Raw genomic sequence first — 21,754 nt, 5'->3', positions numbered from 1 at the left:
CCGCGCACCAGGTGCTCCAGGAGACCCTGGCCAGCATCGACCGCTGACACCCGTACGCAAAAGGATCTTTATGGCCCGCCGTGCGCGTCTGGACGCTGAGCTCGTCCGTCGCAAGCTCGCTCGTTCCCGGGAACAGGCCGCCGCGCTCGTCGCGGCCGGCCGTGTGCTGGTTCGGGGCACCGTCGCCCACAAGGTGGCGGCCATGGTCGACCCGGCTGATCCGGTGGTGGTGACCGGGGAGGATCCGCAGACCGAATATGTGTCGCGGGGTGGGCACAAGCTGGCCGGTGCTCTGAAGGGGTTCGAGGGTCTCGGCGTCGAGGGGCGCCGGTGCCTGGACGCGGGCGCGTCGACCGGTGGCTTCACCGATGTGCTGCTGCGGGCCGGTGCACGGCAGGTGGTCGCGGTCGACGTGGGCTACGGGCAGTTGGCGTGGCCGATCCGTACCAATGCGCGGGTCGTGGTTCAGGAGCGCACCAATGTGCGGACGCTGACCCCTGAGGCGATCGGCGGGCCGGTCGATCTGACCGTGGCCGACCTCTCGTTCATCTCGCTGCGGCTGGTGCTGCCCGCGCTGGCTGCCTGCACCGGGCCCGATGGTGACCTGGCGCTGATGGTGAAGCCGCAGTTCGAGGTGGGCAAGGAACGGGTCGGCGCCGGTGGCGTGGTGCGTGACTGGCGGCTGCGCGCGGAGGCGGTGCTGGACGTGGCGGCGGCCGCCGCGGAGCTGGGGCTGGGTGTGGTGGACGTGACCGCCAGCCCGCTGCCCGGGCCGAGCGGCAACGTGGAGTTCTTCGTGTGGTTCCGGCGGGACGCGCCGCCGGCCGATCGGGCCCGGGTCGAGGCCGTGGTCGCCGCCGGCCCGTCCGGCGGAGCGGCCGAAGCCGGCGTGGAGAGTGCGGCCAGCGCGGAATCCGCGGCCGATGCCGGCGTAGAGGGCGTGGCTGGTGCGGAATCCGCGGGCGAAGCCGGCGTAGCGGGCGTGGCCGGCACGGAAACCGCGGCCGAAGCCGGCGCAGCGAGCGCGGCCGGCGTGGGAAGTGGGCTTGGGTCCCAGCCCCGGCGGTCTGCCGCGGGCGAGTATCTCGACATCATGGAGGAGAAATGACGCGCTCGGCTCTGCTGGTGACGCACACCGGGCGCCGGCAGAGTACGCAGCATGCCCGTGCGGTGGCACTCGATCTGATCGCGGCCGGGTTCGAGGTCCGGGTCATCGCTGACGAGGTCGCCGATCTGGAACTGCCCGACGGGGTGAAACCGGCCGACGGCCCGAGCGCCGCCGAGGGTGTGGAGATCGTGCTGGCGCTGGGCGGGGACGGCACCTTCCTGCGCGCCGCGGAGCTGGCCCGGCCGGTGAAGGCGCCGCTGCTCGGCATCAACCTGGGCAAGGTCGGGTTCCTCGCCGAGGCGGAGATCGAGCACATCGACACCGCGGTCGCCGAGGTGGTGGCCGGCGAGTACCAGGTGGACGAGCGGCTCACTTTGGACGTGCGGGCGGAGTACGACGGGCGGCTGATCGCCGAGTCGTGGGCGCTCAACGAGGTGACCGTGGAGAAGGGGCAGCGGGCGCAGATGCTCGAGCTGCTCGTGGACGTCGATGGACGACCGCTGTCGCGGTACGGCTGCGACGGTGTGGTGTGTGCCACACCTACCGGCTCGACGGCGTATGCGTTCTCGGCCGGTGGCCCGGTGGTCTGGCCCGAGGTGGAGGCGCTGCTGCTGGTGCCGATCAGCGCGCACGCTCTGTTCAGCAAGCCGCTGGTGACCGCGCCGACGTCGACGTTCGTGGTGACGGTCGACCCGTACACGTCGTTTGCGGTGCTCTGCTGTGACGGCCGCCGCACCTGGGACCTGCCGCCGGGCTCGACGGTGACTGTCGAAAGGGGTCAGCTGCCGGTCCGGCTGGTGCGGTTGGCGCCGCGACCGTTCACCGACACGCTTGTCGCGAAGTTCGAGTTGCCGGTGGTCGGGTGGCGCGGGAATCGACGCTGACCATCGGGGTTGCTTCGGTTTTCCGCCGCGGGTAAGCGCAGCTACCCGCGGTGGGCATTTGTCGGTGGGTCCCGATACTGTCTGCCCTGTGCTGGAGGAACTGCGCATCACCGGGCTCGGCGTCATCGACGACACCACACTGAGGCTCACGTCCGGGATGAATGTGATCACTGGTGAGACCGGTGCCGGTAAGACGATGGTGGTGACCGGTCTCGGACTGCTCTTCGGTGGCCGCGCCGACGCCGGCCGGGTCCGGGCCGACCCGGGCCGTGCCGTGGTGGAGGGCCGGCTGAAGGTGGGCGGGACGCTGGGCGACGCCGTGCGGACCCGGATCACCGACGCCGGTGGTGAGGCCGACGACGACGGCTCGGTGCTGTTGAGCCGCACGGTGACGGCCGAGGGGCGGTCCCGGGCACACGTCGGTGGTCGCAGCATGCCGGTGTCGACGCTCAGCGAGCTGGGTGAGCAGGTCCTCGCGGTGCACGGCCAGTCCGACCAGTTGCGCCTGCTGCGTCCGTCGGAGCAGCGTTCGGCGCTGGACCGGTTCGCCGGGCCAGAGCACGAGAAGCTGCTGGACGGCTACCGGGAGGCGTTCACCCGCTGGCGTGCCGTGGTCGAGGATCTGACCGACCGGCGGCGCAACGCCCGTCAGCGGTCGCAGGAGGCGGACCTGCTGAAGCTCGGCCTCGACGAGATCACCCGGGTGGACCCGCAGCCGGGTGAGGACGACGAGTTGCGTGCCGAGGTGCAGCGGCTGGAGCACGCGGAGGGCCTGCGGGTCGCCGCGACGCTGGCCGGGCAGGCCCTGGCCGGCGGGGTGGAGGCGGCCGACGACACGCCGGACGCGACACAGCTGCTCGGCCTGGCCCGCCGGACCCTGGAGGGGCAGTCGGCGGTGGATCCGTCGCTCGGCGACCTGGCCGCCCGGATCGAGGAGGCGGCCACCCTGGTGGGTGACGTCTCCTCCGAGCTGTCGGCGTACCTGGGGACCCTGGACGCGGACCCGGCCCGGCTCGAGGCGATCTACGAGCGGCGGGCCGCGCTGCGGGCGCTGACCCGGAAGTACGCGGACGACATCGACGGTGTGATCGCCTGGGCGGACCACGCACGGACCAAGCTGAGCGAGCTGGACAACTCCGACGAGCTGCTGGATGAGCTGGACAAGGAGCGGCAGCGGCTGGCGGCGACGGTCGGCGAGCTGGCCGGGCGGTTGACGGCGGCGCGGCGGGAGGCGGCCGGGCGGTTCTCCGAGGCGGTCAGCGTGGAGCTGGCCGGGCTGGCGATGCCGCACGCGCGGGTGGACGTGGCTGTGCTGACCCGTGCGCCGTCGCGGGACGAGCCGACGGTGACGGTCGACGGGGTGGACCTGGCGGCCGGTCCGGACGGTGCGGACGAGGTCGAGCTGCGGCTGCTGGCCCACCCGGGTGCGCCGGCGCTGCCCCTGCAGAAGGGCGCTTCCGGTGGTGAGTTGTCCCGGGTGATGCTGGCGATCGAGGTGGTGTTCGCGGGTGCGGGCGGGCCGCCGACGCTGGTCTTCGACGAGGTGGACTCCGGCGTGGGCGGCACCGCGGCGGTGGAGATCGGGCGGCGGTTGGCGCGCTTGGCGCGTACGCATCAGGTGTTGGTCGTGACGCACCTGCCGCAGGTCGCGGCTTTCGCCGATCGCCACCTGGTGGTCGCGAAAGACACCGGCGGGGCGATCACGACGAGTGGCGTCCGGATCGTCGAGGAGACCGAGCGGGCCCGCGAGTTGTCCCGGATGCTCGCCGGCCTGCCCGATTCCGACCTGGGCATCGCGCATGCCGAGGAGTTGCTCGCTGTCGCGGCGCGGGAGAAGCGCGCATGAAACGTCCCTTTTGTCGGTGAGCTGGCGCATGTCGCGTGGGGACGGCATGCGCAGGCGTGTCAGGATGGCCGGGATGCGACTTCCCATTCCCACCCTGCGCCGGGCGCGTGGCACCGAGCCGGGCCCGATCTCCGGGCTGGCCCGGCTGGACCGGCGCACCAAGCGCCTGACCGGCCGGCTGCGCCCCGGTGAGATCGCCGTGATCGACCACGTCGACCTGGACCGGGTCGCCGCCGACTCGCTGGTCGCGGCGGGGGTGACGGCGGTGCTCAACGTCAAGCCGTCGATCTCCGGGCGGTACCCGAATCTCGGTCCCGAGGTGCTCATCCAGGGTGGTGTCGTCCTGGTCGACAACCTCGGCGAGGAGGTCTTCCAGGGCATCCGCGAGGGTCAGGTGGTGAGCGTCGAGGGCGGCACCGTGCTGCTCGGCGGCGAGCCGGTGGCGACCGGGGTGCGGCAGGACGCGGAGTCCGTGGCGAAGGCGATGGCCGAGGCCCGGGAAGGGCTGTCGGTGCAGCTCGAGGCGTTCGCGGCGAACACCATGGACTACCTGAAGCAGGAACGGGACCTGCTGCTCGACGGCGTCGGCGTGCCGGATGTGCAGACGTCCATCGCCGGCCGGCACGTACTGATCGTGGTCCGCGGCTACGACTACAAGGACGACCTGGACGTTCTGCGGCCGTACATCCGCGAGTACAAGCCGGTGCTGATCGGGGTGGACGGCGGTGCCGACGCGCTCGTCGAGAACGGCTACACCCCGGACATGATCATCGGGGACATGGACTCGGTCACCGACGACGTCCTGCGGTGCGGTGCCGAGGTGGTGGTCCACGCGTACCCGGACGGCCGTGCGCCCGGCCTGCAACGCGTGGAGAACCTGGGTGTGGACGCGCTGACCTTCCCGGCCGCGGCGACCAGCGAGGACCTGGCGATGCTGCTCGCCGACGAGAAGGGCGCGTCGCTGATCGTCGCCGTCGGCACCCACGCGAACCTGGTCGAGTTCCTGGACAAGGGCCGCGGCGGGATGGCTTCCACCTTCCTCACCCGGCTGAAGGTCGGCGGGAAACTCGTCGACGCGAAGGGTGTGAGCCGGCTCTACCGGCAGAACATCTCCGGGTCGGCGCTGCTGCTGCTGGTTCTGTCGGCCATGGCGGCGATGGCGTCGGCGGTCGCGGTGTCGACGGTGGGGAAGGCGTATCTCACTGTGGTGTCCGAGTGGTGGGACAATTTCGTCTTCCAGCTGAGCAACCTCATCTGAGAGGCGTCATGATCAACTTCCGGTACCACGTGGTCTCGCTCACCGCGGTCTTCCTGGCCCTGGCGATCGGGCTGGTGGTCGGCACCGCGGCCCTCAACGGCCCGGTGTCGGAGAACCTGCGGAACAACCTGAACGCGCTGAAGAAGGACAACGACCTCAAGCGCGACCAGGTTCAGCAGGCGCGTGACGAGCTGAGCCGCAACCAGGAGTTCGCCCGGGAGATGGCGCCGTACGGGCTGGCTGGCCGGCTGGCCGGGCGCAAGGTGGCCGTGGTGACCCTGCCCGAGGCCGGTGACGCCGCTGACGGTGTGGTGGAGATGCTCAACGTGGCCGGCGCGACGGTCACCGCCCGGGTCGGCATCGAGACGAAATTCTTCGAGCAGGCCAACGCCAACGAGCTGCTCGACCTGGCTCACGCGTCGTCGCAGCCGAGCATCCCGGTGATCGGCCTGCCGAACAACAGCGACGGCGTGGAGACGGCGAGCGCACTGCTCGCGCTCACTCTGCTACTGGGCACCAGCTCGCCGGCCCCCGGTGATGTGACCGCGGTGCTGGCCGCGTTCTCGAAACCCGGCTACCTCACCGCCGCGGAGAAGGCGACCGGCGGCGCGGAGACGATCGTGCTGGTGGCCGGGCCGCCGGCGACCGACAAGGAAGCGACCCGCAAGAGCCAGTCGGCGGTCACCATGGCCACCCAGTTCGGCAAGAACCGGCCGCTGGTGGTGGCCGGCGACAGCGCCGGTGACGGGAACCTGGTGGCCATGGTCCGCAACGACCCGACCCTGGTGAAGACGATCTCCACGGTGGACAACGTCAGCACAGTGCAGGGTCAGGTGGCGACCGGGATGGCCACCTACGAGCGGCTGGTACTGAACCGGGTCGGACAATACGGCCTGGCCGCGGGCGCGACCTCGATGGTCCCGGCACCCGCGCAGTAGCCACGCCCATACAGACTTCGTGGCGCTGCGGCACGCCAAGGAGCAGAAGGCCCGGGTGCCGGCGATCTGCGACACCAGCGGGTCGAGGTTTGCTTGCCGGTTGCGCTGCTTCTTCGGTACGGGTGACCGGCGTCTTGCCGAAGCCGACGCGTGCCCGTCCTCCCGGCGCGAGCCGGGCTGTCCGTCCCGGCCTCACCGCGGCCGCCGGGAAACACCGATCCGTCGCGCTGCGAGCAGGCCCGGCCGCCTGCCGCGGGGTCAGGGTCTTGTCCGGCCCAACGTGGGTGCTGTCTGGCGGCCGTTGAGACAGCACTGAGGTTGGGCCAAGCAAGATCATCGCTTGGGACCCTGACCACGTAAGCCCTTTGGAGCCCGTTTGCGGCGGTCAGCCCGGCGCGGCCCTCGCGCACAGCCGGCGCCCAAACCCCTCCTCGTCGACCGCGAGCTAGGAGCAGTGGCTGTCTCCCTGATCCAGACCGCGACGGCCACGCCCGGCCGGGCGGCCGGCAACCACCGGCCGACCGTAACCGGCCCTGCGAACCGCAAGCGGGCACCCCGGCCGCTGGTCAGCACCCACCGGCCGACCGCAAGTGCAGGGCTCCACCACCGCTAGACTTCTCGGCCATGGCTTTCCTCCGCTCGTTGGGCATCGGCGCGTCGGTGGCGCGTACCACGCTGGCCTGGGTTCGCCGCGACCCGAACGCGGGTGAGCTGAACCGCACCAACTTCCACGGACGCACGGTGTCTCTCGCCGGCGGCCCGGCGCTCGCGGTCGGTGCCACGTTCGGTGCCGCGTCCGGCGCCCGCACCCGGCGGCTGGCCGCCGCGGCGGTGACGGCCGGCGCGGTGAGCGGCGCGGTCGGCTTCTACGACGACCTGGTCGGCAACCGCCCGGAGCAGAAGGCGGCGAAAGGCTTCGCCGGGCATCTCGGCGCGTTGCGGGAGGGCCGCGTCACCAGCGGCCTTGTCAAGATCGCCGGGGTGGGTGCGGCCGGGCTGGCCGCGTCGGCGCTGGTCGGCAGCCGTCGCTCCGGCCGGTTCGGGCGCGGCGTGGACGTGCTGCTCGGCGCCGGCGTGATCGCCGGGACGGCGAACCTGCTGAACCTGCTCGACCTGCGCCCGGGCCGGGCGATCAAGGGGGGCGCGATCATCGGGGCGCCGCTGGCGGTGGGCCGCAACGCCTCGATGGCGGCCGGGACGCTCGGCGCCGCCGCGGCGCTGCTGCCGGCCGACCTGAACGAGGAGATCATGCTCGGTGACTCCGGGGCGAACGCGCTGGGCGCGCTGCTCGGGGTGGCGCTGACCGCGCGCACGTCGACGGCCGGGCGGGCGGCCGCGCTGACCGCGCTGGCCGCGCTGACCGCGGCCAGCGAGAAGGTCAGCTTCACCAAGGTCATCCAGGACACGCCCTGGCTGCGGTCCCTCGACGAGCTCGGCCGCCGGCCACCGCAGGCGTGAAACAGCCCGCCGACCCCGGCGCGGCGCCGGGCGAATTTTCCGATACGCGTGACCCGGGCACCCGGCCCGCGAAAGAGGCGGATTCCACCACCGGCTCCAGGATCGGTCTTCCCGGCGGGGCCACCGCCAAGATCGCCGGAGCCGCCGCGCTGATCACCGTGCTCACGGTGGTGGCCCGGCTCGCCGGTTTCGGCCGCACGTTCGTCTTCCTCAGCACGGTCGGGCACGACGACCTCGGCGACATCTACAACGCCGCCAACGTCATCCCGAACATCGTCTTCGAGCTGGTCGCCGGTGGCGCCCTGGCGAGCCTGGTCGTGCCACTGCTGGCCGGGGCGGTGACGGCCGGGGATCACCGCCGGGTGCGCGCCGTCACCTCGGCCCTGCTGACCTGGGTACTGCTGCTGCTCGTACCGCTGGCGGTGCTGGTCGCGCTCCTGGCCGGGCCGATCGCCGGCCTGTTGCCGAAGGTGCCGGCCGACCAGCAGGAGGTCGCCGCGAGCATGCTGCGGGTCTTCGCGCCGCAACTGCCGCTCTACGGCATCGGGATCGTGCTGACCGGCGTCCTGCAGGCCCACCACCGGTTCGCCTGGCCGGTGATCGCGCCCCTGCTGTCCAGCGTGACCGTGATGGGCGCCTACCTGGCCTACGCGGTGATCGACGGAGCCAAGACCGATCTGCCCGGCCTGTCCACGGCCGGTGAGCTGACCCTGTCCGCCGGCACCACGCTGGGCGTGGTGGTGCTCTCGCTCTGCCTGGTGATCCCGGTGCGGCGGCTGCGCCTGCGGCTGCGGCCGGCGCTGCGGTTCCCGGCCGGTGACGGGCGCAAGGCGGTGCAGCTCGGCTGGGCGGGCGCGGTCACGGTCGGTTCGCAGCAGGTGATGCTGCTGGTGGTGGTCGCGCTGACGGCGAGTGGCGGGCTCACCCTCTACAACGCGGCGCAGACGGTGTTCCTGCTGCCCTGGGCGGTGCTCGCGGTGCCGCTGGCCACGGCGGTCTACCCGCGGTTGTCATCGGCTGCCGAGCACGGCGACGAGGACAGCTATCGGGAGGCTTTGGCGTCGTCCGCGCGTACCGTGATGCTTCTTGCCGGTGTCGGTGCGGCCGCGCTGGCCGTGCTCGCCGTGCCCGCAGCGGTTCTGATGCAGGCGAAGCCTGCCTGGCCGGGCATCGTCGGATTCGCGCCCGGCCTGTTCGGCTACGCGTTGTTCGCGCTGCTCTCGCGCGCTCTCTACGCCCGGGGCGCGACCCGCGCGGCGGCGTTCTCCACGGCGGCCGGCTGGATGGTCGCGGCGGCGGCCGCGCTCGCTTTCCAGGGTCTCGGCGAGGACCGGCAGGTGCTCGGGCTGGGCCTGGCGAACTCGATCGGGATGACGGTGCTCGCGGTGCTGCTCGCGCTCGCGGTGCGAAGGCACGCCGGACCGGGCGCGCTCGCCGGGCTGGGCCGGGCGAGCCTCGCCGCGGTGGTGGCGGGTGGTGCCGGTGCGCTCGCCGGGTGGGGGACGGTGGCCGGCCTCGAGGCGGCGTTCTGGCCCACCCCGGGAGTGTTCGCCCGCCTCGCGGAGGGCATGCTGGGCGGTGTCGCGGTCGTGGCGGTGTTCGTCGCGGTGGCGTTCGTGCTGGACCGGCGAGACCTGAAACCGCTGGTGGCCGTGCTGCGGAGGCGGCTGCGCCGGTGATCCGCCCGGGGCCGTGACGGAACCGGCCACCGGCGATGACAAGCTTTCCCTGGCCCGTCGATTCTGCGACGGTCCGGCCGGGATGTGCGATTCGAGGGAGGAATACGGCTCGTGAGCGGCGACGACGGTTGGTGCGGCTCGGTCGTGCTGGTGCTCGGTTCCGCCACCGGCGGCACCGGCGGGCACGTCGCCTCGCTGGCCCGCGGCCTGCTGGCAGCCGGTTGCCGGGTGCTGGTCTGCGCACCGGCCGCGACCGACGAGCACTACGGGTTCAGCGCCGCCGGGGTGGAGTTCGCGCCGGTGGAGATCCCGGCCGACCCCGGGCCGCAGGACTCCGGGGCGATCCGGGCGTTGCGCCGGGCGATCACCGGGCGGGACGCCGAGGTGATCCATGCGCACGGTCTGCGGGCCGCTTTCGTGGTGTCGCTCGCGCGGACCGGCGTACCTCTCGTGGCCACCTGGCACAACGCCGTGCTGGCGAAAGGCCTGCGCGGCCAGGCCGGCGCCCTGGTGGAGCGGATCGTGGCGCGCAACGCCGCGCTGACGCTCGGGGCGTCGGAGGACCTGGTGGAGCGGGCCGTCGCGCTCGGCGCGAAGAAGGCGCGGCTGGGGCCGGTCGCGGCGCCGGAGATGGCGCCGCCGCGGCGGACCCGGGCGGCGGTGCGTGCGGAGTTCCGGCTGCGCCCGGAGACTCCGCTGATCCTGTCGGTCGGCCGGCTGCATCCGCAGAAGCACTACGACCTGCTGGTCGACGCCGCGGCCCGATGGCGGGAGCTGGATCCGGCGCCGGAGGTGGCGGTGGCCGGTTCCGGCCCGAGTTACATGCCGCTGGCGCAGCAGGCGTCCCGGGTGCATGCCCCGTTCCATCTGCTCGGGCACCGCACCGACGTGCCGGATCTGCTGCTCGGCGCGGACCTGGCGGTGGTCACCAGCGACTGGGAGGCGCGTCAGCTGTTCGCCCAGGAGGCGCTGCACGCCGGGGTCCCGCTGGTCACCACCGCGGTAGGCGGGCTGCCGGGACTGGTCGGCGATGCCGCCATGCTGATCCCGCCGAACGACCTGGACGCGCTCGACCAGGCGGTCCGGCGCATGCTGGGCGACCCGGAGCTGCGCGCCGACTACGCGGCCCGGGGGCCCCGGCAGGCGGCGACCTGGCCGACCGAGGCGGACGTGGTGGCTGACGTGCGTTCGGCGTACGCGGAAGTCGCGGCGGTTCGCCGGTGATCAGGGTGCCGCACTGGCTCAACCGGCTGCGCCGGGTACGACGTCCCGGCACCCCGCGCGGCCCGCGTGCCAAGGTGTGGGTGCCGTACCTGCTGGTGGCGTTGATAGCGGTGGCCAGCCTGACCGGTCTGACCGTCAGCCCCGATGAGGAGTCGCGCCGGGGCCGCGCCGACTACGTGGTGGTGGCGGCCGCGGCCGGGCTGCGCTGGGAGGACCTCGATCCGAGGCGTACCCCGGCGCTGTGGCAGGAGGCGACCCAGGGCTCGGTGGGCTGGCTGTCGGTACGTTCGGCGCACGCCGTGACCTGTCCGTCGGACGGCTGGCTCACGCTGGGCGCCGGTAACTATGCGGCGTGGGACACCCGGGCGGTGACCGGCCGATGCCCGCCGGCGGAACCGGAACTCACCCAGCCGGACGGTTTCGGGGCGAACGTGGTCGATCAGCGGACGGTGGTGCGGACCAATCAGGAGCGGCTGCCGTACGGCACCACGCCCGGCGCCCTGGCCGAGTCGGTGCGCTGCACGGTGGCCGTGGGGCCGGGTGCGGCGATCGCGGCGGCCCGCCCGTTCGGCCGCGTCGACCGCTACCTGCCCGAACTGCCGGATGATCCGGCGCCACTGCTCGGCCAGTGCGTGCTGAGCATCGTGGACCTGGGCACCATCTCGGGTAGCGGAGCCGAACGGCAGGCCGCCGTGGCCGCGGCCGACGCGGTGCTGGCCCGGGTGCTGGCCGCCCGCCCGGAGCGGTCGCTCATGGTGATCGCCGGGCTGTCGGACACCGAGCGCACCTCACGGCTGCACGTGGCGATCGCCGAGGGGGAGGGCTGGCAGGGCGGCTGGCTGACCTCCGCGGGCACCGGCCGCGACGGCTACCTGCAGCTTGTCGACCTGGCGCCGACGGTGCTGTCCGCGCTGGGCCGCCCGTCGCCGGAGAAGCTGTTCAACGGGTACGCGGCCACCGTCTCCGACGGCCGGCCGTCCGACCCGGCCGAGGCGATGCAGGGCAACCACGACGCGGACCAGCGGTCGATCGCCCAGCGCGGCGTCGCCGAGATCTTCTTCACCGTGCTGGCGATCGTGCAGTTCCTGCTCTTCGTGGCGGTGGTCCCGGTGCTGGTCCGGGCCCGCCGGCACGCCGGCCCGGCCGCTCCGCCGCTGCCGCCGCCCCGGCTGGTGGCGCTGGCCGAGGCGGCACTGATCGCGGCCGGCCTGGCCATCCCGGCGGCCCTGCTCGCCGACCTGGCGCCGTGGTGGAACAGCACCCATCCGGCGTGGATATTCGGGTCGGCGACCGGTGCGATCATGGTGGCCGGCACCCTGCTGATCCGGTTGACGCCCCGCTACCGGGAGACGTTGTGGCCGATGGCGGCGGTCTCCGCGATCGGCGCGACGGTGATCGCGGTGGACCTGCTCACCGGGTCCCGTTTGCAGCTCAACGGGGTGGCCGGCTATTCGGCGGTGTACGGGGTCCGCTACGCCGGGCTGGGCAGTGTCGGGCTGGGCGTGTTCGTGGCCTGTCTGCTGCTGCTGGCCGGCTGCCTGGCCCAGTGGGTGAGCCGGCGCTGGCGGCCGGTGGTGATCGTCTTCTTCGGCGGCATCGGCGTGGTCATGGTCGGCAGCCCGTACCTGGGTGCCGACCCGGTGGGCGCCATCGCGGTGACGGCCGGGGTGTGTGTCGCGGCGGCGCTCAGCACCGGCGGCTGGCTGACCTTCCCCCGGCTGGCCTGGGCGACGGTGGCCGGGCTGGCCGTGACGGCCGGGTTCGCGGCGCTGGACCTGAGCCGGTTGCCGCTGGAGCAGGGCACGCTGGGACGGTTCCTGACCGCCCTGGGGAACGGCACCGCCGGCCCGGCGATGCAGCGGGCGGCCGCCGCGAACGGGCAGGCGCTGCTGGACAGCCCGCTCACGCTGCTCGCCCTCGCCGGGACGCTGATGCTGCTGTTCTGCCAGTTCTCCCCGTGGGGCGGGCTGACCCGGGTGTACGGGCTGCATCCCGCGGTACGCGCCGGGCTGGCCGGTACGGCGGTGGCCACCCTGATCGCCGGTGTCTTCGGCGGCACCGCGGTCGGCGCGGCCGGTGCGGCGGCCGCGGCGGCGGTTCCTGTGGCGGTGCTCACCGCGCTGCGGGTGCTGGTGCACGCCGCCGACCGGACGCCGCCACCGGGCGAAACGGACGGACCGGGCGGGCCGTCACTGCGCAAATCCGACGAAGATCCAGTAGTGGTGATCTAACGGATCCGATGACACGCACGCCGACCAGCCCGAACATGGCACCGGCGGCAATCGGTGTTACGGTGGACTCCCGTGGATGGGGCGCTGCCCCGGCCGCAAGAACCGGAAGATCGGCGACCACGGGAGCGGGCCTTGGCCTCAACAGTGCGCGAGACGCGGCACATCTTCGTCACCGGGGGCGTCGCCTCCTCGCTGGGCAAAGGCCTCACCGCCTCCAGCCTCGGCAATCTGCTCACCGCCCGCGGTCTCCGCGTCGTGATGCAGAAGCTTGACCCTTATCTGAATGTCGACCCCGGAACGATGAACCCGTTCCAGCACGGCGAGGTCTTCGTCACCGAGGACGGCGCCGAGACCGACCTGGACGTCGGTCACTACGAGCGCTTCCTGGACCGGGACCTGTCCGGCAAGGCGAACGTCACCACCGGCCAGGTCTACTCGGCGGTCATCGCGCGCGAGCGCCGCGGTGAGTACCTCGGCGACACCGTGCAGGTGATCCCGCACATCACGAACGAGATCAAGAGCCGGATCTTCGCGATGGCCGATCCGGACGAGCAGGGCCGGGTGCCGGACGTCGTCATCACCGAGGTGGGCGGCACGGTCGGCGACATGGAGTCGCTGCCGTTCCTGGAGGCGATCCGCCAGGTGCGCCACGAGGTCGGCCGTGACCACGTCTTCTACCTGCACGTGTCGCTGGTGCCCTACCTGGCGCCGTCGGGCGAGCTGAAGACCAAGCCGACCCAGCACTCGGTGGCGGCGCTGCGCAACATCGGTATCCAGCCGGACGCGCTGATCTGCCGTAGCGACCGGGAGATCCCGGAGAAGCTCAAGCACAAGCTGGCGCTCTACTGCGACGTCGACCGCGAGGCGGTCATCGCCTGCCCGGACGCGCCGAGCATCTACGACATCCCGAAGGTGCTGCACGACGAGGGCCTCGACGCGTACGTGGTGCGCCGACTCGGTCTGTCGTTCCGGGACGTCAACTGGAAGACCTGGAACGACCTGCTGGAGCGGGTGCACCACCCGAAGCGCACGATCACGATCGCGCTGGTCGGCAAGTACGTCGACCTGCCGGACGCGTACCTGTCGGTGAGCGAGGCCATCCGGGCGGCCGGCTTCGGCAACACCGTGAAAATCAAGATCCGCTGGGTGCCGAGCGACGACTGCAACACCCCGGCCGGCGCGGCCGCCGCCCTGAAGGGCGCGGACGGCATCGTCATCCCGGGCGGCTTCGGCGTGCGCGGGATCGAGGGCAAGGTCAACACTTCGCGGTACGCGCGGGAGAACAAGATCCCGATCCTCGGTCTGTGCCTCGGTCTCCAGTGCATGACGATCGACGCCGCCCGCAACCTGGCCGGTCTGTCCGGGGCCAACTCGGTCGAGTTCGACGAGAAGGCGCCGTACCCGGTGATCTCCACGATGGCCGACCAGGAGGACATCGTCGCCGGCAAGGGCGACCTGGGCGGGACCATGCGGCTCGGTGCGTACCCGGCTGCGTTGAAGGCCGATTCCATCGTCGCCGAGGTTTATGGCTCCACGGAGATCTCCGAGCGGCACCGGCACCGCTACGAGGTGAACAACGACTACCGGGACAAGCTGTCCCAGGCCGGTCTGGTCTTCTCCGGCACGTCGCCGGACGGCCGGCTCGTCGAGTTCATCGAGCTGGACCGGGACGTGCACCCGTACTTCGTGGCGACCCAGGCGCACCCGGAGCTGAAGAGCCGGCCGACCCGGCCGCACCCCCTCTTCGACGGGCTGGTCAAGGCCGCGATCGTGTACGCCGCCGCGGACGAGCTGCCGGTCGAGCCGGTCGAGGTCGCCTGACATGGCGTTCGAGCACGAGACGGTGTCCCGTGTCGAACGGTACGAAGGCGCGATCTTCACGGTCTTCACCGACGACGTGACCATGTCGGACGGCAGCACCGCCGACCGTGACGTGGTGGAGAACCGCGGCGCCGTCGTCGTGGTCGCCCTCGACTCCGACGACCGGGTGGTGCTGATCAAGCAGTACCGGCACGCGGTCCGGCAGCGCCTCTGGGAGCTGCCGGCCGGCCTGCGCGATGTGGAGGGCGAGGACGAGGCGGTGACCGCGGCGCGGGAACTGGCCGAGGAGGCGGACCTCACGGCGGGCCGGATCGAGCCGCTGATCGACTTGCACACCTCACCCGGCTTCTCCGACGAGTGGGTGCGGGTGTTCCTGGCCCGCGACCTCACCCCGGTGCCGGAGGCCGACCGGCACGCGCGGACCGCGGAGGAGGCCGACCTGGAGGTCCGCCGCGTCGCCCTGGACGAGGCGGTCGCCATGGTCTTCCGCGGCGAGATCACCAACGCGGCCGCGGTGGCCGGCATCCTGGCCGCCTCCCGCGCCCGCGACTCCGGCTGGACGCTGCTGCCGGCCGCCTGAGCCCGTCGCGAGCGCGGCCGCCCATCCGGGCGGCCGCGCTCGCGTTTTGGCCGGCGGGCCTGCCTTCCGGCGGTCTCCGGCGGCCGGCCGCGCTCGCGTCCTGGTAGGCCGCCTTCCAGCGGTCCTCGTCGGCGGCCGGACTCGCGTTTTACTGGCCCCTGCCTTCCGGCGGTCTTCGTCGGGCGGCCGCGCTCGCGTCATCATGGCTGCCGGAATGCTTCGGGTACGAGGACGTCCGGCCAGCCACTGTCCGGCTGCCCGCCCTGGATCCGGTCGATGGCGTAATGGCACACCGCAAGCCATCCCTCGTCCTCAGCGACCAGGCCGTCCGAGCCGCCCCAGCGCCACCCCACCGCCCGGTACGGCGAGCCGGCGTGCGCCCGCAGCACCGGGATCGCCTCCTGCGCGGCCGGCCCGATGGCGGCCAGCGCACGCACCGCCAGGACTCCCCACGGGACGCACGCGACGTAGCGCACCAGGACCGGCACGACCGGGCCGGCGGCACCGGTGAGGTGCCAGTAGGCGATGGCCGCGTGGACCGCCCGCCACTCGTCGTCACCGTCGAACATCGGCGGGAGCAGCTCGGCCAGCCCGGCCGCGGCCGGGCCGACTTCGGCGAGGGTCTCCAGCGCGCCGTGTTCGCGAATCTGGTCGCGGAGCACCGTGAGCAGGTCGTCCACCTCGCCGGTGATCCGCCACAGTGCCCGGGCCGCGATCCGCTTCCGGGCGGGGTCGTCGTCGGCCCGCATCGCGATCAGCTCGGGCAGCGCCGCGACCGCGGCCGGCCCGAGATCGCCGAGAAGCTCGCTCGCCGAGTGCGGGTGCTCGGCGACGTGTCGTCGCAACACCGGCACCAGCCCGGCCGGGTCGGCTCCCGCCCTGCCGGCCGCCCGGATCAGCCGGGCCCGGACGGCTCCGGCCTCCGCCGCCTCGACGGCGTCGACGATCACTGACCGGCACGCTGTGGCCCACGGACCGATCGCCTCGATGGCGTCATCCAGTCCCGCCGTCCGAAGCGGGCGCTCGCGCAGCAAGGCGGCCAGAAACCGGTCGGCGCGCGGGTCCCGCAGCAGGCAGAGCGAGACGAGCGCGGAGGCGCCGACCGGGCGATCGTCGGCGAACACCGTGCCCTGGCTGTGCACCGGGCCCTTCTCCACGGCGGCCCACAGCAGGTCTGCGGCTCCTGCGGCGGCCTGACCGGCGCCGGCCAGATGCCGCAGGGTGATCGTGCGAACGGCCTCGGAAGAGTCTCGCTGGGCGGCGGCAAGGGCCGGCACCAGCGCCGCGGCGGCCGGTCGCCAGGTGTGCAGCGGCCCGGTGACGGCGTAGGCGGCGGCCTCGCGTATCGGGCGGCCGGGGTGGCGCAGCCAGGCGGTCAGCAGCCGGATCTGTAGACGCGGGTGCCGCGCCACCGCTGCGATGACCCAGCTCAGGCCGTTGCTCACACCGCCGGGTAGGCGCTGGATCCGGGTCAGGCAGTCCGGAGCGTCCCGCTCGATGATCTGGGCGATCGGCTCGGGCACAGGCTCCGGGTCGTCGTCCGCCCGGATGTTCGCGGTGACGATCGCGGCGGCCAGGCGGGGGAGGGGCTCCGGGTCGCTGAGCGACCCCGCCACCGGCTCGTCGACGGCGGCGAGGGCCAGCACCGCGCAGGCCCGGACCAGATCGCTGGGATCGCCGCCGGCGGCCTGGCGCAACCCGGCTTGCCGGGCGGCGCCCGCACCCACGCCGCCGAGCAGGTGGGCGGTCGCGGCGCGCACGTCCTCATCCGGGTGCGTGGCGAGCAGTCGTAAGTAGACCGGCATCCCCTCGGCCACCGCCCGGCCGGCGGCGGCGACCCAGCCGAGCTCGGCGTCCATCTGCTCGACGATCTCGCCGCTGTCCCGCTGGGAACGGGGGAGCAGCCCGCGATGCACATCCATGTAGGACGTGCCGTCGGCGATCGAAGCGAGCAGGCCGAGCACACCGCCCGGGTCGGCGCCCGGTGCCTCCAGGACGCGGATCAGGAACGGCACCGCGTACGCCGTAGCCTCGTACACCGTCCCCTGGTGCCAGATGTTGCCGTAGAGCTCGGACAGCGCCTTGCCGCTGCCCCCGGCCAGATCCCGGAGCAGGTCCGGCACGTCGTCCGCGGCCCCGTACGCATGTGTCAGCGCGGACCAGTCCACCGTCGCGAGGTCGTCCAGCATGGCCGGCAACCTATCCGCCGGGTACGACAGAAATCAGCTGATGCGGGCCAGGGCGGCCGAGCAGGCGTCGCGCCAGGCCTCGTCCTGACGGACCCCGTCCTCACCGACCGACATCTGCCACTGCCGGTACGGCGACTCGACCGCGGCGCGCAGCACCGGAACCGCCGCCTCAGCGGCCGGCCCGATGTCGCCCAGGCACTGAACCGCGACCATCCCGCGCGGCCCGCAATTGAGAAAGCGCAGCAGGACCGGCACCACCGGCACCGGGTCAGCGGTGAGGTTCCAGTAGGCCACCGCCGCCCACAGCGCCTGCCGGGCATCGTCACTGTCGAACTTCCGGGGCAGCAGCCCGGCGAGGTCGCCCGCGGCCGGCCCCGCCGCGGCGAGCACCTCCAGTGCCTCCGGCTCGACGCGGTCGCTGATCGCGGCACGCACCCGGGCCAGCAGTTCGCCGGTCGCGCCGGTGATCCGCCAGATCGCCAGCTCGGCATCCCACCCGGCGCCGGCCCGCCGCATGGCCTGCAGTTCCGGCAGCGCCTCGGCAGCTGACGGCCCGAGGTCCCCGAGGACCCGGGCGACCGCGCGCGGATGCCGGTCCGCCTCCCGGCGCAGCACCGGCAGCAGCTCGGCAGCCGGCACGCCGACCCGATGGGCGGCACGCATGAGCCCTTCGCGGGGCCGGCCGGCCGGTGCGGACGGGATGGCACCGGTGATCACCGCCCGGCACCGGTCCGCCCAGGGCCCGAGCGCGTCGAACGCCCCGCCCAGCCGGTCGATGTCCGCGTCCGGCAGGGCCGCCAGCACGGCCGCCAGGTACGCGTCGGCACGCGGATCGCCCATGCGGGCCAGCGCTGTCACGGCCACCGCCTCCCGGTGCTGGTCCATAGCGGCCGCGAGCTGGTCGGCGTACGCCGTTGCGGCCCGCCCGGCGTTCGCCAGGTTCCGCACCGCCCAGTGGTAGACCTTCTTCTCCGGATCGGCGACCGCGGCGGCGAGGGCGGGCGCCAGCCGGCCGGCGGCGGGACGCCAGTGCATCAGGGGTTCCTCGGCGGCGTACGCGGCACCTTCGCGGACCGCCGGATCCGGATGCCGCAGCCAGGCGGTGACCAGGTCGACCTGGAGTTCCCACCGGTGCCGGAGCCCGCGCAGGACCCACACCAGCGGGTCGTCGTCGAACTCCGGCAGCCGCTCGATGTCGCCCAGGCAGGCGGGCGCGTCCCGTTCGAGGATGGACACCGCCGCGGCGGGCAGAGCGGACTCGGCGCGGGCCATCGCCAGGGCGGCGGTGAGCCGGGGCAGCGGCGCGGGGTCGTCGAGATGCTCGGCCACCCCGTCACCGCGTACACCCAGGGCGAGCACGGCCGCCGCCCGTACCGTGGGATCGCTGTCACCGGTGGCGGCTTGCCGCAGGGCCGCGGAGGCGCCGCCGGCCACCGCCTGGCCGAGCGCACCGATGGTGGCCGCCGCCGCGGCCCGGACGCCCTGCTCGGGGTGGGCCGCGAGCAGGCGCAGATAGCTGGGCAGGCCGGCCGCCACCGCGAGGTGGGCGGCGGCGTCCTCCCGGCCGGCCCCGGCCCGCGCGATCTCGTCGAGCAGGCCGAGGATGCCGGCGGTGTCACTGTCCGGGCCGTCCAGGAGCCGGATCAGATACGGGACCGCGTACGCCGTCGCCGGATAGACCGTGCCCTGGTGCCAGATGTTGCCGTAGAGCTCGAACAGGGCGTCGTCATCACCCTGGGCCAGGCCGCGCAACAGGCCGGGCAGATCGTCCGCCGGCCCGTAGGCGTGAGTCAGCCCGGCCCAGTCCACCCGCACGAGATCGTCCAGCATGATCGGCAACCTACCGAAGTGGCGCCGGACAGGTATGCCCGTGCGGCGGAAGGGCGAGGTCGATCAGGTAGCGATCGACCACCGCGGTGGTGCAGTCCGTGGTCCGGTAGACGCCGTGTCCCCAGCCCTCGTAGGTGACCAGCCGCCCGTGCCGGCCCAGTCGCGCGGCGACGTGCGCGGCCCACTCGTGGCCGGTGCGCGGGTCGTGCCGGGCGTTGAGCAGCAGCAACGGCGTCTCGGTGTGCACCCGCAGCCGGTGCGGCGGGTTCGCCACCGGCTGCGGCCAGCCGAGGCAGGTGGAGATCGCCAGCAGGCCGGCGCCGTAGCGGATGTCCGGCCCGGCGAGCCGGGCCACCCGGAGCAGCTTCCGGTACGCCTGGAAGTCACGCACCGGCACCGGGAAGTCGGCGCAGACCACCCCGGCGGCGAGCGGCGGCAACGGGCGCAGCACGTCAGTACGCCCGGCCACCAGCCCCGTGATCGCACCGGCCAGGGCGGGCCAGTCCGGCTTCTGCAGGGTCCCCAGCGGCAGGGCCGCCACGTCGAAGGCGGTGTACGGCGCGTAGTCTCCCCGGTCCGCCCGGGCCAGCACCTCCGCCCAGGTGGCGCGGACGTCCTGCGGGCACGGGCCGGTCCGGTCGCACCAGGCCACGAACTCGTCGAACGAGTCCTGCAGCGCGATCGCCTGGGTACGGACGAAGGTGGACAGGTCGAGGCCGTGGTCGAAGACGCTCTCCAGGACGATCGCCCGGACCCGGCCGGGGAACCGTTCGGCGTACTGCTGACCGAGCAGCGTGCCGTAGGAGCTTCCGTGGAAGGTGAGCGCCGGCTCGCCCAGCGCGCGGCGGAGCGCTTCCAGGTCGTACACCGTGTTTTTGGTGTCGGCGTGGTCGAAGACCGCGCTGCTCGCCCGGCATCGCTCCCAGAACGCGCGGTTGTGGGCCACGGTGGCGTCGAAGTCGGCCTGGTCGCGCAGGATCACCGGCGGGCGGTCCGGTTCCGGCGCGCAGGTGGGTGCGTCGCTGGCGCCGACCGTACGCGGATCGAAGCTGACGATGTCGAACCGGTCGAGTTGCTCGTCGCTGAACCGGTTGCCGGCGAGCACCCGGCTCACCCCGGAGTCGCCCGGCCCGCCCGGTCCGAAGATCAGGGTCCCGACCCGCTCGGCCGGTACCCGGGCCGGGCGCCGGGCCACCGCGAGCTCGAACGTCGCACCGTCCGGTTTCGATCGGTCCACCGGAAGCCGCAGATCGGCGCATTGCACGGCCGGGTCGGGTTTGGCGCAGTCGCCCCAGTCCAACGCCGGCGCCGGCGGCCGTGCCTGGGCGATGCCGGGCGTCAGCAACGTGACGACCATGGCGGACAGCGCGATAGATCGAGAAGTAGCCATGTGCCTCATCGTGGTCGCCCGGTGCGGTGTGACATATCCGGAATCGCCCCGACGGGGCCACTCAGGGTCGCCTCGCTGATCACAATGGAGCGATGCGGATCAAGGTGTTGACCGCCGCCGGGCTCGTGCTGCTCGCCGCAGCTCCGATTCTGTTGTGGCTCACTGGGCGTACCCGGCTGGCGACCTCCGCGGACGCTGAGGCCGACACCGTGCCACTGGCCGCGGTGGCGGTGCCGTACCTGGTCGGCTTGCTGCTGATCCGGCTGGTGCCGCCGAGGTTGCCGGAGCTGGAGCTCGCCGCCGGGGGCGAGCGGGACGCGCTGCGCAGGCAGGCCTGGTGGCTGATCGGCCTGGCCCTGCTGTTTCCGCCGGTGGGCCTGGCGCTGCGGACCACGCCCGGCCTCGCGGACGTCTATCCGCTGGCCAAGGTGCTGATCCTGCTGATCGGGGCGTGGCTGGTGCTGCGCCGCATCCCCGGGCGGTCCGGTGCGCGCGAGCACCGGGCCCGGCTGCCCCGGCTGTGGTACTGGCTCGGCCCGGCGATCGTGGTCGTGACCTGGGGTTACCTGTTCTTCTACAGCCCACTGGTCGGCGCTCGCGACCTCTCCGGATACCAGGACTGGGACCTGCTGACGCTCGCGGTGGGGATGCTGTTCACCTTCGTCACCGCCAGCGTGCTGGAGGAGATCTTCTACCGCGTGATCCTGCAGACCCGTCTCGAGGCGTTGTGGGGCCGCTGGCCGGCGATCACCGCGTCCACGCTGCTGTTCGCGGTCATGCACGTGCACCGCTACGGCGACGGCCCGTTCTTCGACATCACCCTGCTGATCCTGGTCTCCAACGGCGGGCTCGGCCTGTTCGCCGGCTACCTGTGGTCCCGGTACCGCAACGTGTGGGCGATCCTGCTGGTACACGGCGCGATCAACGCGCTGGCCCTGCTGCCGCTCTTCCTCTGACCGTCCAGGAAGGGTCGAGGGTGACCTGGTCGCCGGTAATGGCGGCGAGGAGCAGAGCCGCCTGGACAGGCCGGGCGATCTCCTGCGGCGCGTCGAAGAGTCGCACCTGGATGGTGTCGTAGGCGCCGGCCTGGGCGGCGGCGAGCCGATCGTGCGGCCCGGCCATGAACGCCTGATAGCTCGCCCGGTCCTGCCACCAGGCGACGATGTGCGCCCGGCCGGGCTCGTGCCGGCTCCAGCCGCCGGCCTGGCCGAGGAAGCCGGGCAGATCGCGCAGCCCGGCCCAGGCGGACTGACCGGTGGCGAAGGCAGCCGGGTCGCTGGTCGTGCAGGTGACCCACTTGATGAGCATGCGATCCGCC

The 21,754-nt window shown here is 73.0% G+C and carries 15 protein-coding genes and 1 pseudogene; 12 read left to right on the top strand and 4 right to left on the bottom strand.

Annotated elements, in window-relative coordinates; all coding sequences use genetic code 11:
• Nucleotides 1-70: 70 nt before the first annotated feature.
• The 11 genes and pseudogenes from I4J89_RS39890 to I4J89_RS39840 form a co-directional block, all read left to right on the top strand.
• Nucleotides 71-904, top strand: a pseudogene (locus I4J89_RS39890) (TlyA family RNA methyltransferase); the annotation flags it as partial.
• 200 nt (nt 905-1,104) lie between these two features.
• Nucleotides 1,105-1,992: an NAD kinase gene (locus I4J89_RS39885; RefSeq protein ID WP_196419392.1), complete on the top strand. Its 888-nt coding sequence runs from the start codon at nt 1,105-1,107 to the stop codon at nt 1,990-1,992.
• Nucleotides 1,993-2,080: 88 nt separating this feature from the next.
• On the top strand, nt 2,081-3,838 hold the full coding sequence (recN, locus tag I4J89_RS39880; RefSeq protein WP_196419391.1) for a DNA repair protein RecN: 1,758 nt from the start codon (nt 2,081-2,083) through the stop codon (nt 3,836-3,838).
• A 64-nt stretch (nt 3,839-3,902) separates the two neighbouring features.
• Nucleotides 3,903-5,096 (top strand): putative cytokinetic ring protein SteA, encoded by a 1,194-nt coding sequence (steA, locus tag I4J89_RS39875; protein ID WP_196419407.1) that lies wholly within the window; start codon nt 3,903-3,905, stop codon nt 5,094-5,096.
• Between the two features lie 8 nt (nt 5,097-5,104).
• Nucleotides 5,105-6,034, top strand: a complete 930-nt coding sequence (locus I4J89_RS39870) for a copper transporter (protein ID WP_196419390.1) — start codon at nt 5,105-5,107, stop codon at nt 6,032-6,034.
• Between the two features lie 624 nt (nt 6,035-6,658).
• Nucleotides 6,659-7,492, top strand: a complete 834-nt coding sequence (locus I4J89_RS39865; protein ID WP_196419389.1) for a hypothetical protein — start codon at nt 6,659-6,661, stop codon at nt 7,490-7,492.
• A complete protein-coding gene (murJ, locus tag I4J89_RS39860) occupies nt 7,489-9,171 on the top strand; it encodes a murein biosynthesis integral membrane protein MurJ (protein WP_373688197.1) in 1,683 nt (560 codons plus the stop codon). Before I4J89_RS39865 ends, murJ begins: the two co-directional genes overlap by 4 nt.
• A 111-nt stretch (nt 9,172-9,282) precedes the next feature.
• On the top strand, nt 9,283-10,395 hold the full coding sequence (locus I4J89_RS39855; RefSeq protein ID WP_196419388.1) for a glycosyltransferase family 4 protein: 1,113 nt from the start codon (nt 9,283-9,285) through the stop codon (nt 10,393-10,395).
• Nucleotides 10,392-12,626, top strand: coding sequence for a hypothetical protein (locus tag I4J89_RS39850; protein WP_373688196.1), 2,235 nt, complete (start codon nt 10,392-10,394; stop codon nt 12,624-12,626). Before I4J89_RS39855 ends, I4J89_RS39850 begins: the two co-directional genes overlap by 4 nt.
• 132 nt (nt 12,627-12,758) lie before the next feature.
• Complete coding sequence (gene pyrG / locus I4J89_RS39845) at nt 12,759-14,447, top strand: CTP synthase (RefSeq protein ID WP_196419387.1); 1,689 nt, start codon at nt 12,759-12,761, stop codon at nt 14,445-14,447.
• Nucleotide 14,448: 1 nt separating this feature from the next.
• Nucleotides 14,449-15,027 carry an NUDIX domain-containing protein gene (locus tag I4J89_RS39840; protein ID WP_196419386.1) on the top strand — a complete coding sequence of 193 codons (579 nt, stop codon included), beginning with the start codon at nt 14,449-14,451 and terminating at the stop codon, nt 15,025-15,027.
• A 200-nt stretch (nt 15,028-15,227) separates the two neighbouring features.
• Here the strand turns inward: I4J89_RS39840 and I4J89_RS51335 are convergent, their stop codons facing one another.
• Genes I4J89_RS51335 through I4J89_RS39825 form a run of 3 tightly spaced genes read right to left on the bottom strand, consistent with a single transcriptional unit; the run spans nt 15,228 to nt 20,436 of the window.
• Nucleotides 15,228-17,216 (bottom strand): amino acid adenylation domain-containing protein, encoded by a 1,989-nt coding sequence (locus I4J89_RS51335; protein ID WP_196419385.1) that lies wholly within the window; start codon nt 17,214-17,216, stop codon nt 15,228-15,230.
• Between the two features lie 33 nt (nt 17,217-17,249).
• Nucleotides 17,250-19,046 carry a HEAT repeat domain-containing protein gene (locus I4J89_RS39830; protein WP_196419384.1) on the bottom strand — a complete coding sequence of 599 codons (1,797 nt, stop codon included), beginning with the start codon at nt 19,044-19,046 and terminating at the stop codon, nt 17,250-17,252.
• 10 nt (nt 19,047-19,056) lie between these two features.
• A complete protein-coding gene (locus I4J89_RS39825) occupies nt 19,057-20,436 on the bottom strand; it encodes an alpha/beta hydrolase (protein WP_373688195.1) in 1,380 nt (459 codons plus the stop codon).
• A 92-nt stretch (nt 20,437-20,528) separates the two neighbouring features.
• On the opposite strand from I4J89_RS39825, the gene I4J89_RS39820 reads away from it, so the two are divergent.
• Entirely contained in the window at nt 20,529-21,392 is an 864-nt protein-coding gene (locus I4J89_RS39820; protein WP_196419382.1) for a CPBP family intramembrane glutamic endopeptidase, read from the top strand.
• Here I4J89_RS39820 and I4J89_RS39815 read toward each other — a convergent pair.
• Nucleotides 21,358-21,744 (bottom strand): YdbC family protein, encoded by a 387-nt coding sequence (locus I4J89_RS39815; RefSeq protein ID WP_196419381.1) that lies wholly within the window; start codon nt 21,742-21,744, stop codon nt 21,358-21,360. The genes I4J89_RS39820 and I4J89_RS39815 overlap by 35 nt on opposite strands.
• Nucleotides 21,745-21,754 lie beyond the last annotated feature (10 nt).

This window comes from Actinoplanes aureus (assembly GCF_015704865.1).
Taxonomy (GTDB): Bacteria; Actinomycetota; Actinomycetes; order Mycobacteriales; family Micromonosporaceae; genus Actinoplanes; species Actinoplanes aureus.
The sequence above is the reverse complement of the archived record's forward strand: the minus strand, read 5'-3'. Positions and strand labels throughout refer to the sequence as shown.